At 70.3% G+C, this 13,391-nt stretch carries 13 protein-coding genes; 3 read left to right on the top strand and 10 right to left on the bottom strand.

Annotated elements, in window-relative coordinates; all coding sequences use genetic code 11:
• Positions 1-513 precede the first annotated feature (513 nt).
• Genes AC07EQ_RS29765 through AC07EQ_RS29775 form a run of 3 tightly spaced genes read right to left on the bottom strand, consistent with a single transcriptional unit; the run spans position 514 to position 3,378 of the window.
• Positions 514-813 (bottom strand): AtuA-related protein, encoded by a 300-nt coding sequence (locus AC07EQ_RS29765; protein WP_478391186.1) that lies wholly within the window; start codon positions 811-813, stop codon positions 514-516.
• Positions 800-2,107 (bottom strand): acyclic terpene utilization AtuA family protein, encoded by a 1,308-nt coding sequence (locus AC07EQ_RS29770; RefSeq protein WP_478391187.1) that lies wholly within the window; start codon positions 2,105-2,107, stop codon positions 800-802. The genes AC07EQ_RS29765 and AC07EQ_RS29770 overlap by 14 nt, the downstream gene beginning before the upstream one ends.
• Complete coding sequence (locus AC07EQ_RS29775) at positions 2,107-3,378, bottom strand: CitMHS family transporter (protein ID WP_478391188.1); 1,272 nt, start codon at positions 3,376-3,378, stop codon at positions 2,107-2,109. The genes AC07EQ_RS29770 and AC07EQ_RS29775 overlap by 1 nt, the downstream gene beginning before the upstream one ends.
• 91 nt (positions 3,379-3,469) lie before the next feature.
• Between AC07EQ_RS29775 and AC07EQ_RS29780 the strand changes: the two genes are divergently transcribed.
• On the top strand, positions 3,470-4,393 hold the full coding sequence (locus AC07EQ_RS29780) for a LysR family transcriptional regulator (RefSeq protein WP_478391301.1): 924 nt from the start codon (positions 3,470-3,472) through the stop codon (positions 4,391-4,393).
• 12 nt (positions 4,394-4,405) lie between these two features.
• On the opposite strand, the gene AC07EQ_RS29785 is transcribed toward AC07EQ_RS29780, so the two are convergent.
• From AC07EQ_RS29785 to AC07EQ_RS29795, 3 genes are all read right to left on the bottom strand, one after another.
• Positions 4,406-5,095 carry a demethylmenaquinone methyltransferase gene (locus AC07EQ_RS29785; protein WP_132492356.1) on the bottom strand — a complete coding sequence of 230 codons (690 nt, stop codon included), beginning with the start codon at positions 5,093-5,095 and terminating at the stop codon, positions 4,406-4,408.
• Positions 5,096-5,201: 106 nt separating this feature from the next.
• Positions 5,202-5,690 carry an N-acetyltransferase family protein gene (locus AC07EQ_RS29790; protein WP_478391189.1) on the bottom strand — a complete coding sequence of 163 codons (489 nt, stop codon included), beginning with the start codon at positions 5,688-5,690 and terminating at the stop codon, positions 5,202-5,204.
• An 82-nt stretch (positions 5,691-5,772) separates the two neighbouring features.
• Positions 5,773-6,897 (bottom strand): glycosyltransferase family 4 protein, encoded by a 1,125-nt coding sequence (locus AC07EQ_RS29795; RefSeq protein ID WP_478391190.1) that lies wholly within the window; start codon positions 6,895-6,897, stop codon positions 5,773-5,775.
• A 198-nt stretch (positions 6,898-7,095) separates the two neighbouring features.
• Here AC07EQ_RS29795 and AC07EQ_RS29800 point away from each other — a divergent pair, with 198 nt between their 5' ends.
• A complete protein-coding gene (locus tag AC07EQ_RS29800) occupies positions 7,096-7,956 on the top strand; it encodes an inositol monophosphatase family protein (protein ID WP_478391191.1) in 861 nt (286 codons plus the stop codon).
• 3 nt (positions 7,957-7,959) lie between these two features.
• Here the strand turns inward: AC07EQ_RS29800 and AC07EQ_RS29805 are convergent, their stop codons facing one another.
• The 3 genes from AC07EQ_RS29805 to AC07EQ_RS29815 all read right to left on the bottom strand — a co-directional run bounded on the left by AC07EQ_RS29805 (position 7,960) and on the right by AC07EQ_RS29815 (position 10,297).
• Positions 7,960-8,394: a hypothetical protein gene (locus AC07EQ_RS29805; protein ID WP_478391192.1), complete on the bottom strand. Its 435-nt coding sequence runs from the start codon at positions 8,392-8,394 to the stop codon at positions 7,960-7,962.
• A gap of 353 nt (positions 8,395-8,747) precedes the next feature.
• On the bottom strand, positions 8,748-9,623 hold the full coding sequence (paaC, locus tag AC07EQ_RS29810; protein ID WP_478391193.1) for a 1,2-phenylacetyl-CoA epoxidase subunit PaaC: 876 nt from the start codon (positions 9,621-9,623) through the stop codon (positions 8,748-8,750).
• Between the two features lie 176 nt (positions 9,624-9,799).
• Positions 9,800-10,297: a DUF3592 domain-containing protein gene (locus tag AC07EQ_RS29815; protein WP_478391194.1), complete on the bottom strand. Its 498-nt coding sequence runs from the start codon at positions 10,295-10,297 to the stop codon at positions 9,800-9,802.
• Between the two features lie 88 nt (positions 10,298-10,385).
• On the opposite strand from AC07EQ_RS29815, the gene AC07EQ_RS29820 reads away from it, so the two are divergent.
• On the top strand, positions 10,386-11,681 hold the full coding sequence (locus AC07EQ_RS29820) for an isochorismate synthase (protein ID WP_478391195.1): 1,296 nt from the start codon (positions 10,386-10,388) through the stop codon (positions 11,679-11,681).
• A gap of 4 nt (positions 11,682-11,685) precedes the next feature.
• Here the strand turns inward: AC07EQ_RS29820 and AC07EQ_RS29825 are convergent, their stop codons facing one another.
• On the bottom strand, positions 11,686-13,185 hold the full coding sequence (locus tag AC07EQ_RS29825; RefSeq protein WP_478391196.1) for a M1 family metallopeptidase: 1,500 nt from the start codon (positions 13,183-13,185) through the stop codon (positions 11,686-11,688).
• Positions 13,186-13,391 lie beyond the last annotated feature (206 nt).

A 13,391-nucleotide genomic window follows, 5' to 3' on the forward strand; every position in this document is an offset into this window, starting at 1 on the left:
AAACCACCAACCACCGAAATGGTCGGGGGCATAAAAGAACACTAACCAAAACAGTCCGCTGTTGAGTTCTCAAAGAACACACCCACACCATCACCTCGATCCCTAATCAGGACCGTAGCTCCGGGGAGCATTTCCTCGTTTTCGCTTTCGTGTTTACCACTGTAGAGCATCGTGATTTCCCGTGTCAAACCGGGGGGCTCGCTTTCTCAGCCTACCCAATTCGTTATCTTTCGGGACCACTTGGCTCTTCAGTTATCAACACGCGTAAGCGTTTCGCTTTATCAAGTCTTGCCTTTCGGGCTCGCCCACTCTACCACTCAGTCGTGGGAGCTTGGTTCGCGACCCCGCGTCAGGCTCGGCCCGGTTTTTCCCGGCCCGTGTCGCGCTGACTTGGATAAAGTTACACACCCCCGAAACACCCCTTGCAACCACCCCCCTTTAAACGCCTTGGAGGCTCATCGACAGGCCGTTCGTCTGCGAAAACAGGCTTGTCGCCACTCCCGATGCGTCTTCTCAGAGGACCAGCGACAGGAGACGGGAACTCAGGGACTTTCCGTGGGTGTCGAGGGCCAGCGATGTAGTCACCCCGCCGTCGAGCGCTTGGCGGCAGGTGAACTGCAGCCCGCACAGGTTCGGGAGTTCGTAGCGCAGCACCGCGCCCCGGATGTGACCGGCGAGGTGCTCTCGGACCCGTTCCGCCGTGACCTCCCGGACCAAGCAGGGGAAGTCGTCGTCGCGATAGGGGAACAGCGACAGCGTCGAAGTGTCCCCCTTGTCGCCGGCCCGGCAATGGGCGATTTCATGCAGCAGCATCGTCGGCCTCCAGCACCGTCACCCGCGTATCGACGTCCGATCGGGGAATGAACGCCGACACGATGCCGATCACCTCGCGGACGTCGGCGCGAACACCGCCGCCGCCCGCCGGGCCGTTCGTGTAGAGCGCTTCGACCTCGTGGCACACGACGTCGGCCGCCGCCGGATCCGGCGCCATCGCCGCCACTCGCAGGCGGCACTCATCCGTCGGCTCGCCCGAGTCCCTGACCGCGCCGAGGACTTCCGCTCTGATGCGCAGGCCGGTGCCCCGCAGCCTGGCGGTGACCACATCCGCTGCCAGCCGCGCCCGGCCGGCGGCGTTCGGCCCGGCATAGCTGATGCCGCACTCCGCCCGGTACCCGGCGCGGTAGCCGACGCTCACCTTCAACTCAGCAGGCCGGGCCTGACCGGCGGCGCCGCTGATCCGGACCCGGTCGGCACCGGTCTGCTCCGCGCGCACCGGGCGGAAGTCCAGCACCACGTCGGGAGTGCGGTAGCCGCTCGGGTCGGTCACCTCGTAGAGCAGCTGCTCGCGCACCGTCGCCGTGGAGACGACGCCTCCGGTGCCAGCGAGCTTGCCGATGGTCGCAGTACCGTCCGATGCCACTTCCGCGAACGGGAACCCCAACTCCGCCAGGTCCGGCACGTCCTTCACCCCGGGGTCTGCGAAGTAACCGCCGGTCACCTGCCCCGCGCACTCCAGGACGTGCCCGACGAGCGTCCCGGCCGCGATCCGCGGCCAGTCGTCGAGCTCCCAGCCCAGCCGGTGCGCCAGCGGCGCGACGAACAGCGACGGATCCGCGACCCGACCGGTCAGCACGACGTTCGCCCCGGTGTCCAAGGCCGGAAGCAGCGCGTCCGCGCCCAAGTAGGCATTGGCGGAGACGACCGCGCCGTGGTCGGCGAGCGGGACCCCGTCCTCCAGCGCCGGAAGCCTCAGGTCGAGCCGGTCCAGCACGTCGTCGCCGGTGACCACTGCGATCTTGCCGCGCACGCCCAGGTCCGCCAGCAGGTCGCGGGTGACCTCACCTGCCGCCAAGGGATTCGCCGCGCCCATGTTCGTCACCACCCGCACGCCGTGCTCGCCGGCGACCGGCAGCAGCCGCTCGAAGCGCGCACGCAACCGCGGGTCGTAGCCGACCGCCGGGTCGCGCAGCTTCCGCTGCTGGCCGAGCGCGATGGTGCGTTCTGCCAGGCATTCCAGGACCAGGTCGTCCAGGCCGGCCCGCGCCGCGAGGTCGACCGCCGGTCCGATCCGGTCGCCGGCGAACCCGGCTCCGCTGCCGATGCGCATCACAGCACCCCCGTGACCAGCGCGACCCCGGTCATCACCAGCGTCGTGCCGAACGCCCACTTGAAGATGAACCGCTGGTGGTCGCCGAGGTCGACCTTGCTCATCCCGAGCAGGATGAACGTCGAGGCGGTCAGCGGGCTGAGCGGGAAACCGGTGGTCATCTGGCCGAGGATCGCGGCCCGCCCGATGGCGGCCGGATCGCCGCCGAGCGCCGCGGTGGTCTCGGCGAGCACCGGGACCACGCCGTAGTAGTACGCGTCCGGGGTGAACACCAGGCTGAACGGCATGCTGGTGATCGCGGTCGCCACCGGCAGCAGCCCGGCGGCGGAGTCCGGGATGACCGACACCAGGCTCTCGGCCATCGCCTTGATCATCCCGGTGCCGGTCATGATCCCGGTGAACACGCCGGCGGCGAAGATCACCGCGACGACCAGCACCACGTTGTACGCGTGCTTGGTCAGCAGTTCTTGCTGGCCCTGCCAGGACGGCCGGTTGATCAGCAGCGCCGCCAGGAAGGCCAGCAGGAAGAGCACTTCCAGGTCCGCGAGCTGGGCGAGCAGGCACACGACGAGCACCAGCGTCAGGGCCGCGTTGGTCCAGTACCGCACCCGGTCGGCCCCGGTCGGACGGGCGCGGTCCGCGACCGCCACCTCGATGACGCCGAGCCGCTTCCGCTCCGCGCGGCCGATCAGGTAGGCCGCCAGCAGCACCCAGAGGACCCCGGCCAGCATCGCGGGGAGCACCGGGAGGAAAAGCTGGCTGCTGTCCAGCTTCAGCGCGGCCATCGCCCGGGCCGTGGGGCCGCCCCACGGCACCATGTTCATCACGCCCGCGGCCAGGCAGATCACGCCCGCCAGCACGATGCGCCGCATGCCCAACCGCTGGTAGATCGGCAGCAGCGCGGACACCGCGATGAGGAACGTCGACGCGCCGTCGCCGTCGAGCGCTACGAGCAGCGTGAGCAGCGCGGTGCCCAGCGTGATCTTCAGCGGATCGCCCTTGGCCCAGCGCAGGATGCGGGTCACCGCCGGGTCGAACAGCCCGGCGTCGACCATCAGGCTGAAGTAGAGCACCGCGAACGTGATCATGATGGCCACCGGCGCGACGGTGATCAGGCCGTCGGCGATCAGCGAGCCGAGCCGGCCGCCGAAGCCGCTCGCCACCGCGGCGGCGACGGGCACCAGGGTCAGTGCGAAGAGCACCGAAACGCGTCGGGACAGCACCAGGGCCAGGAAGACCCCGATGGTCAGGAACCCACTCGCGGCGAGCATGCAGCACCTCCGTTGCCGGACGGACGTACTGTGATCCGCGTCGCTCATGCACGTCAAGCAAGAGTTACTGATAGATTAATGCGTCGTGAGCATGGATCTGACACTTCAGCAGCTCCGGCTGGTGCTCGCCGTGCACGACGCCGGCAGCTTCACGCTCGCCGGCGATCAGCTCCACCTGGCGCAGTCGTCGATGAGCCGCACCGTCCGCGAGGTGGAGCGCAAGCTCGGCATCACGCTGTTCGAGCGCACCACGCGGAACCTGGTCATCACGCCGGAGGGCAGCGAGTTCTGCCGGGTGGCGCGGCGCGTGGTCGATGCCTTCGACGCCGGGATCAACCACTTCGAGGGGTTCCTGGCCGGCAGCCGCGGCCGGGTGCGGATCGCGGCGCTGCCGTCGCTGGCGGCGATCCTGCTGCCGCCCGTGGTGTCCGCCTACCGGGCGGCGCACCCCGAGGTCGAGCTGTCCATTGAGGACGGCATGTCGGACGAGGTGCTGCAGCGGGTCCGCAGCGGCGCGGTCGACCTGGCGGTCACGGTGGTGCCCGAACCGCTACCGGACCTGCAGGTCCGGCCGATCGCGACCGACCGGTTCTGCTGCGTTTTCCCGCCGTCGCACCGGTTTTCCGAACGCCGGCGGCTCGACTGGGCGGACCTCGCCGACCAGCCGCACATCGCCTTCGACCCGACCAGCAGCATCCGGCAGCACGCCGAACGCGCCTTCGCCGCCGCGCGGGTGCGCCCGGACGTCGTGCTGGAATCGCGGAACATCACCACCGTCGCGGGGCTGGTCGCGGCCGGGCTCGGCGTGGCGGTGATGCCCGGACTGGTGCTGCCGCTGGTCCAGTTCGCCGGGCTGGAACACCGGGCGCTCGGCGGCCCCGAAGTCCGCCGCCGCATCGCCGTGGTCCGCGACCCGCACCGCCCGCTCGCCGCGGCATCGGAAGCGTTCATGACCGCGATCGGCCAGGCCCAGCACTCGGCCGAGGCCTCGCCGCCGGAGACGATCTGGCTCTGAAGCCGCGAGGAATCAGGACGGCTTGACCGCGCGGTGGACGGCGACGACGCCGCTGGTGAGGTTGCGCCACTGCACGCCGCTCCAGCCGCTCTCGGCGATCAGCTCCGCCAGCGCGCGCTGGTCCGGCCACTCGCGGATGGACTCCGCGAGGTAGACGTAGGCGTCCGGGTTGGACGACACCGCTCGGGCGATCGGCGGCAGGGCCCGCATCAGGTAGTTCATGTAGATCGTCCGGAACGGCTGCCAGGTGGGCGTCGAGAACTCGCACACCACCAGCCGACCGCCGGGACGCACCACCCGCAGCATCTCCCGCAGGCCGGCGGCCGTGTCGACCAGGTTGCGCAGCCCGAACGAGATCGTCGCGGCGTCGAAGGACTCGTCGGCGAACGGCAGCCGGAGCGCGTCGGCCGCGACCATCGGCACGCCTCGATCCCGGCCGACCGACAGCATGCCCAGCGAGAAGTCCGCGGCCACGCACCACGCGCCGGAACGGGCGAACTCGACCGTCGACACGCCGCTGCCCGCCGCCAGGTCGAGCACCCGCTCGCCCGGCTTCGGAGCCAGAGCCCGCCGGGTCACTTCCCGCCAGCGCCGGTCCTGCCCGAAGGACAGCACCGTGTTGGTCAGGTCGTACCTGCGCGCGACGCCGTCGAACATCGCGGCGACCTCGTGAGGCTTCTTGTCCAAACCGGCCCGAGACACACCCGAAGAGTACGTGGCGGGATCCGCGAGATCACCAGCACGCCCGTCAAGTCCGCATTGCGGAATTCCTATTCCACCCTCCTTTCCCTCGATGCCCTGCCCACGCTCAGGAACCGGACCGCAACTCGATTCGCAGGCACTCCCTGAACCGCTCCGCCTTCTCGGGGTGCGGCTCCCGCCGCCCCACCGGACGGAATCCGACGCGCTCGTAGAAACGCCGGGCAGCCGAATTCCCGTCGAAGACCCACAACGCCACGGAGGCCGCGCCCCTGCTCCGCGACCACGACAAGACCGCATCGACCAGGGCTTCCGCGACGCCCTCGCCCCGCCACGCCCGGTCGACCCACATCGCCTCGAGCCGGTACTCCGCCCGGGTCGTCGTCGGCACCGCCGAGACGACACCCACGGCCTCCCGCCCAGCCCAGGCCACGAACCACGGGCCGCGGGCGAGCCGCTCCCGCCAGAACGCCATCGGCCGCGCCCGTTCACCGTCCAAAGTGGAGCCGAATGCGGCGGGGTCCGCCGCGAGCGCGCGCAGCCGCACCTCCCGCAAGGCGGCCAGCTCGCCGTCGACCACCCGGCGTACAGAGATCACGCCACTCATGATGAACGGGAGAAGCGTTGTGGCGCAACGGATTTATTTCACCGGATGATGGGATCGCCGGCGATCCGGCCCGTCAGGCGGCCAAGGGCTCCACGCGCGTCGCGACCTCGGAGTAGTGCCCGATCAGCTGCTGGCACAGCGCGGGCCAAGTCCGCCCAGCGACGGCGACATGCGCTGCCTCGCCGAACCTCGCCCGTAGCTCCGGGTCACGCAACTCCGCGACGGCGGCGCGCAGCGCGTCCGCGTGCACAGCAGGATCTTCGGCCGGCAGCAGATAGCCCGTGCGGCCGTGGTCGACGAGATCCCGGGGCCCGCCGGCATCCGGGGCGACAACCGGCACGCCCGAAGCCATCGCCTCCTGCACCGCCTGGCAGAACGTCTCGTGCGGCCCGGTGTGCACGAAAACGTCCAGGCTCGCGTAGATCCGTGCCAGCTCGTCGCCGGTCCGCTGCCCGAGGAAAGCCACACCCGGCAGCGCCGCACCGAGGTTCTGGCGTTCCGGCCCGTCACCCACGACGACGAGCCGCACGCCCGTCATCCCGCCCAGCGCCGCCAACCGCTCGATGCGCTTCTCCGGCGCCAACCGCCCGACGTACCCGACGAGCAGCTCGCCGTTCGGCGCCAACTCGCGGTGCAGATCCGGATCCCGGCGGTGCGGCGAGAACCGGTCGGTGTCCACGCCCCGCCCCCACCGGTGAACGCGCGGAACTCCATGCTCCCGCAACGTTTCCACAGCCCACGTCGACGGGGCCAACGTCCGGTCGGCGGCACCGTGCAGGCGGCGGATCCAGCGCCACGCGGCGCGAGCGGTCAGGCCCAGGCCGTACGACTCGGCGAACCCCGCGACGTCGGTCTGGTAAACGGCAACGGTCGGGACGCCGATCCGCCTGGCAGCGGCCAGGCCGCGCGCCCCGACGATGAACGGCGATGCCAGATGCACGACATCCGGGCGGAATTCCTGCAACCCGCGCAGCAACCGGCGTGTCGGGAAGCCGATCGGCAACGATGAAACCAGCGGCAGGTCCATCGCGGGCAGCCGGATCACCGGGAAACCCGCGTACTCCTCCGGGCCCGCTCCCGGCGCGATCACCAGCGCCGCATCGCCCCGTCGCCGCAAGTGCTCCAGCACTCGCAGCACGGAATTCGTCACCCCGTTGATTTGCGGCAGGAAGCTCTCGGTCACGATCGCTATGCGCACGCGGCACACCGTGACGGCCCGGACCGGCGAACAGTCGACCGCAACGTGACGGCACCGCCAACGCCGGCCGAAGAGCACGCCAACTCGCCGACCGGACCACTCGCCGCGTGCGGCAACTCGCAATCGTGACCTGTAACTCCACAACCGGTCACCTGAGTGTTGCGCTCCGGTCACCCACCGCACGGAGCCTGGGACGGCATGACGGTCCTGCCCTCCCCGCCCGCGCAGATCGACCCCGCCCTGGTTTCGCGGGCGTTCGAAGTCGCCGGCCGACTCGCGAACGATGCCGCTGACGTGATCATCGCGACCGCGGGCCGGGGAGCGCGCCCCGAGCCCACCGAATCGCCGTTCGACTGGGTCACCGACACCGGCCGCACCCTCGAACGGCACACCCGCCGGATCCTCGCCGACGAGTTCCCCGGAATCCCGGTGTTCGGCGAGGAATTCGACGCCGCGCCCACCACCGTCGCAGAGCACTGGGCCGCTCGCGCCGGTTCCGCGCGGTTCCGCTGGTCGGTCGACCCGGTCGACGGCACCGCCAACTACGTGGCGGGCCTGCCCTGGTGCGCCTACAGCCTGGCCATGCTCGACGAGCACGGACCGGTCGTCGGGGTGGTCGCCGATCCATACCGCACACAGATCTACGCCGCGGCCCGCGGCCGCGGCATGCGCGCCAACGGCACCCCGGTTCGGCTGCCCGCGCAAGGAGAAGCACGCGGCGGCATCGTGTGCACGGAGCTGACCAAGAACGGGCCGTGGCGCGGCATGGACCGGTTCATCACGAACGCCGCGAGCGCCCAGGTCGGGGTCCGGCTGCTGGGCTCGCCGGCGCTGGCCATCACCCAGGTCGCGCTCGGCCACGCGATCGCCGCGGTCCTCGACTCGTACGAGGAGTGGGACGTCGCGGGCGCGCTCGCGCTGGCCACCGAATCCGGCGCCACCGTGCTGGACCGCCGCGGCGGCACGACCGCGCTCCCGCTGGACGGGCTGCTGGTGGCCGCGCCCGGCGTCGCCGCCGATGTCCACGACTGGTGGCGGCAGGCCACCGAACGGAGCTGATCGTCAGGCGGCCGTCATCAGCGCGCGGGCGGGAGCCGAACCCGGGGGCGGACCGAACACCGCCGACATCGGCCGCAACAGCGGGAACTGATCGCGCAGCACCAACACCTGCTGGTGCACCCGGCTGAGATCGGGTGCGGCGACCAGTTCCACGACCGCCTCCAGCACGTGGTCGGTGACCATCCCGAACCTGGCAGCGGCGTCGTCGAGCTGGCTCTGCACCCGGCCCACCACGGCGTCGTCCCGCGACTCGCTGCCCTCCAGGCCGCGCCCCAGCTCGGAAAGCGCCCGAACGTTCGGCAATTCCGCATCCATCCGCCGGACCACCGTCTGCAACTGGTGCCGGGCCTGCGTCGAGGACACCGCGTCGACGGCCCGAGCGGCTCGGTGCACCGCCTGCTCGCACCGCAGGACCTCGTTCAGCCACTTGTCCGGCAAGGGAGACGGAGACGCGGCCGACTGCGTGGCGGGCGGCACAACAGCGGATCCGGCAGTCGCCTTGGCTCTCCGCCTCCGGGCGCAGAAGACGGCCGACATCACCCCAGCCCCGCACGCTCCCGCGATCAAGGCGACGAGCACCTGCACCCAGATTCCGTCCATGTCGAGTTGTGTCCTTCCGCTTCGCCGAAGAGGCATCCGAACCGGTGTCCCGCCCGCGGTCACCGGTCCGACGTTGTCGACCGGACCGAAGTTCCCGAGCGCCCCCCAGATCACTTTGCGCCTGCCGGGCCCCGGAGTTCTTGGGGGAAAGTACTCAATCTGATCGCCTGTGCCGCAGCTCTCGGACCTGATCAGAGCTGCGCCGCGGATCTGGCCAGGTACTGCATGTCGGCGAGCAGGAATTCCATGCCGCCGGTGTGCTCCCCGTCGCGGCCGCCGGGCCGGACGAACCCGCCGAACTCCGTCGGGTCCGGCCGCTCCAGGCGGGCCACCGAGAACACCTCGTCCAGCACCTCGCTCACCTCGCCGCGCACCACCGCCGGATCGACCCCGCAACCGGCATCCGCCAGCCGGGCCTCGACCGGGTGCGGCGTGAACAGCTCGCCGGTCATCGGCCACACCCGCTGGAACCCGCCCGTCATGCGCCGGGCCGAGGCGGCGTTCGCATCGCCGAGGCGGATGACCCACTGCGCGGCGTGGTCGCGGTGCCTCGTCAGGCCCGAGAGGGACCGTGCGGCCAAGGTGGCCAGCACGGCGTCCCGGCTCCGCATCAGCCGTTCGAACACCGCCACCCGCCACGCGGTGTACAGCAGCAGCCGCGCGACGGTGGCCGAGAAGCCGCCGTCCTGCCCCGGCCCGCAGTCGATCTCGACCAACCGCACGTTGCGGAACTCCGCGGCGGTCCGGAAGTACGCGAGGCTGTCCTCGCCCCGCCCCGCGCCTTCGACCTCACCCGCGCGGTGCAGCAGGATCCTGGCTTCTCCCAAGAGATCGAGCGCAATTGCGCCGAGCGCCGCGGCCTCTTCCAGCTCCGGTGCGCGGACTCCCCACTCGGACAACCGGTGCGACAGGACCAGCGCATCGTCGCCGAGCATCAGGCAGTACTGCGCGAGATCCGGAGCGAACACACCATCCGGAACCGAACGATCCACAGTGGACATGGCAGGTGCGCCGAGCACCCACTGCTGCACATCCGACGCACTGGACTGCACTTCAGACGTGTTCATGGCGACCTCGCAGACGCGGGCCGGCGGCCGGTCGGCACGTGCGAACCGCTTCCCCCATGAGCAGGTCCACATCGGTCGTGCGAATCCGCCGCTAGCCCCCTTACGGCGGGGAAACCAGTGTCACATCACCCGACCGGATTAGGGAAGCCTGATCAGCGGCACAAGGGCCCAAGGGCTCACCGCGCGGTCGGCCGCCGGAGCAGCCAGTACACCGGCAGCAGCACCGCCCACAGCACGGCGAGCGAGCTGGACACCGGCAGCAGCGAAAGGGTCATGTTGCGGCCCGCCACGCGCACCAGATCCGGGTTCCGCGAGTCGTACTCGACCCGGACCAGCTGCCCGGCCTGCAAGTCGGCCGGGTAGAGCACGCCGTTCGGCGGGATGTAGACGCGGCCCTCATCGGTGTTGAAGCGCACCACGGTCCGGGTCAGCGAGGCGTCCACCACCTCTGCCACCGCTTCGCCCTTGGACTCATCGATGGTCCGGTCGTTGATGAAGCACGCACCGACGATGGACAGCCCCATCAGGGTCAGCAGCAGGCCGAACACCAGCACGCCTCGCGCCGCACGCGCTCGGCCCCGACGACGGGGCGGCACCGCAACCGACTGGTCACCGTCCGTGCTGGTCTCGGTCACCGAGTCGGCCGCGTTCTGCGCCACCGCATCGCTCGCCACGGTGACCGATTGTAGGCACCCCGTCGACGGCCACGCGCATGCCTTCGGTACCGCCCACCTGTTGGAGAGCGACGCATACCCTCCAGGAGTGGCGACTACACCCAGGCTGCTGACGGCGCGAACCCGAAGGCTCGAAGCGGGCGACCCCCGATACGACCGTCCCCTGCTGGAACTGCTGCCGACCAACGCCGTGCTCAGCTGGGTCCGCGACGGCTCCGGGCTCGTCGGCTGGGGCTGCGCGGCCCGCCTGGACGTTGCCGGTCCCGACCGCTTCAACCGGGCCGACGACTGGTGGCGAGAGCTCTGTCACCAGTTCGAGGTCGACGACTCGGTCGGGCTGCCCGGCTGCGGTCCGGTGGCGTTCGCCAGCCTGGCCTTCGCCGACGACCCCGGGCACTCGGTGCTGATCGTTCCCGAGGTCGTCATCGGGCAACGGGACGGCGTGCGCTGGATCACCACGATCGGCGACGGCTCCACCGAACAGCCGCCGGTCGAGCCCGTGCACCCGCCCGGCACGGTGTCCTACAGCGACGGGCAACTGTCCGCGACCGGCTACCGCCAGGCCGTGGCCGAGGCCGTGCACCGCATGCGGCAAACCGGCGACCTGGACAAGATCGTGCTCGCCCACGACCTGCTGGCCAGCACCTCCGAGCCGCTCGACGCCCGGTTCCTGCTGAACAACCTCGCCGCCCGGTACCCGACCTGCTGGACGTTCGCCGTGGACGGCCTCGTCGGCGCCACTCCCGAGCTGCTGCTCGAACGCGAGGGATACGAGGTGCGGTCCCAGGTGCTGGCCGGCACGGTTTGGCCGCGCGAAGGGCGCACCACCGAGCAACTCGCCGCCGAGTTGATGGCCTCCGCGAAGAACCGCAGCGAACACGCCTACGCGGCGGAGTCGCTGGCGGTTCGCCTCCGCCCCTTCTGCAGCGACCTCACGGTGCCGAACGAGCCGGAGGTCCTCCGCCTGCGCAATGTCCTGCACCTCGCGACGAACGTCGAAGGCAAGCTCAGCGAAAGCGGCACCCGCAATGGCGCAACGCTGCTGCGCATGGTCGCCGCGGTGCATCCCACGGCCGCGGTCGGCGGAACCCCGACCGATGACGCCGTGCGGGCGATCAGCGAGCTGGAAGGGATGGACCGGGGGCGCTACGCGGGGCCGGTCGGCTGGCTGGACGGCAGCGGCAACGGCGAGTTCGCCGTGGCGCTTCGCTGCGCCCAAGTGGAAACCGCCGCCGCACCCGGCACCGAGGCCGAGCGCGGCGGCGGCAGGATCCGCCTGTTCGCCGGGTGCGGAATCGTCCCCGAATCCGACCCCGATCAAGAGGTCGCGGAGGCGGAAGCGAAGCTGCTCCCGGTCCGCGAAGCCCTCGAAGGCGTCCGCTAGCGAATCAGTGGTCGTGCAGCAGGGCGTGGGTGCGGTCGATCTCCGCCACGGCCTTCGGCGGCGCCACCGCAACGCGGGTCGCACTCACCGGCACGCCCGTCGCCTCGCCGACCGGCGGCCTGCCCTTGGTGAACAACCAGGTGTTGAACAGCTCGTCGAGCTGCTTGCCGGAGCGCTGCTCGGCGAGCGCGATGAACTCCTCGATCGTGCCGGTGGAGTAGCGCTTCTCCGACACCCAGGTCCGGATGATGTCGAGCAGGGCCTCGTCACCGACCACGTTCCGCAGGGCGTGCACGGTCATCGCGCCACGGTCGTAGACCGCGTCGCTGAACACTTCCTCCGCGCCGGGATCGCCCGGCAGGACCTGCCAGAACGGGTCGTCTGCCGGGTGCGACGCGTAGTAGTGGTCGAACAGCTCCTGCGCGGTACCGGTGCCCTGCGCCTCCGACCAGAACCACTCCGCGTAGGACGCGAATCCCTCGTTCAGCCAGATGTTGCGCCAGGTGTCCACCGACACCGAGTCGCCGAACCACTGGTGCGCGTTCTCGTGCACGACCACCGAGGTGTTCGCCCCGTTCCGGAAGAACAGGTGGCTGTAGGTCGGCCGGGTCTGGTTCTCCAGCGCGAAGTTCAGCCCCTCCGAGGAGACCAGGCCACCCTGCGCCTCGAACGGGTAGTCACCGAGCAGCCCGGTGAGGAACTCCACGACCTCCGGGGTGCGCTCGACGCTCGCCTTCGCCGGGCCCGCGAACTCGCCGAGTTTGTCGGAGTACGCGGTGACGAGCGGCTGCCCGAACGCGCCGGTCTTGGTGCTGATCTCGTACTGCCCGACGCCGATGAACGCCAGGTAGGTGGCGGTCGGCTTGGTCGTGCGCCACTGCCAGGTGGTCCAGCCCGCAAGGCTGGCGGTCTTGGTGTTCACGCCGTTGGACACGACCTCGGTGCCGTCCGGCACCGCGACGGAGACGTCGAAGGTCGCCTTGTCCCGGGGGTGGTCGTTGCTCGGGAACCACCAGGCGGCGATCTCCGGCTCGCCGACCGCGAGCGCACCGTCGGAGGTGCGGATCCACGGCTTCAGGCCATCCACCTCGACCGTCGACGGCACGCCCTCGTACTCGACGACGAAGGTCGCGAGGCTCCCCTCGGGCAGCGCGTCCGACGGCGTCACCGTCAGCTCCGAGCCGTCCTGCGAGAACTGCGCGGGCGCGCCGTTGACCCGCACCGACTTGGTGGGCAGCGCGAAGTCCAGGTTGAACGCCGTCAGGTTCTGCGTCGGCTTCGCGACGATCGTCGTGGTGCCCTGCAGATGGTCGTCCGTGGGCTGGTACCGCAGCTGGATGTCGTAGTGCGAGACGTCGTATCCCCCGTTGCCGTAACCGGGGAAGTAGTCGTCTCCCGCACCGGGAGCCCCCGGTCCGTCACTGCCGGCCAACGCCGGTGTGGCGAGCAGAGCCGTTGCGCAGCACGCCGCCGCCGTGGCTCGCAGGCCGTGTCGTCGAAACACCTGCCACCTCCTCGAACATCATGGTCGCTAGGAGAGTAAGGAGGCTCCCATCGACCAGGCATGTTTTCGGATCACAGGTTTTTCCCACAGTGCAGCGAAAATCCGCGAACGAATGCGGCGGGAGCACCGGCGACGGCCGACCGACCGCCCCGATCTGCGGATAAATACCCACCTTTCGAGCGACACCGGTCGCCCCGGCCTCGCCC

It is taken from the genome of Saccharopolyspora sp. NPDC045839, assembly GCF_056431645.1.

Coding starts and splice junctions, on each gene's coding strand:
- AC07EQ_RS29765 (WP_478391186.1), bottom strand. CDS start 813: ATGCTGCTGCATGAAATCGCCCATTGCCGGGCCGGCGACAAGGGGGAC.
- AC07EQ_RS29770 (WP_478391187.1), bottom strand. CDS start 2,107: ATGCGCATCGGCAGCGGAGCCGGGTTCGCCGGCGACCGGATCGGACCG.
- AC07EQ_RS29775 (WP_478391188.1), bottom strand. CDS start 3,378: ATGCTCGCCGCGAGTGGGTTCCTGACCATCGGGGTCTTCCTGGCCCTG.
- AC07EQ_RS29780 (WP_478391301.1), top strand. CDS start 3,470: ATGGATCTGACACTTCAGCAGCTCCGGCTGGTGCTCGCCGTGCACGAC.
- AC07EQ_RS29800 (WP_478391191.1), top strand. CDS start 7,096: ATGACGGTCCTGCCCTCCCCGCCCGCGCAGATCGACCCCGCCCTGGTT.
- paaC (WP_478391193.1), bottom strand. CDS start 9,623: ATGAACACGTCTGAAGTGCAGTCCAGTGCGTCGGATGTGCAGCAGTGG.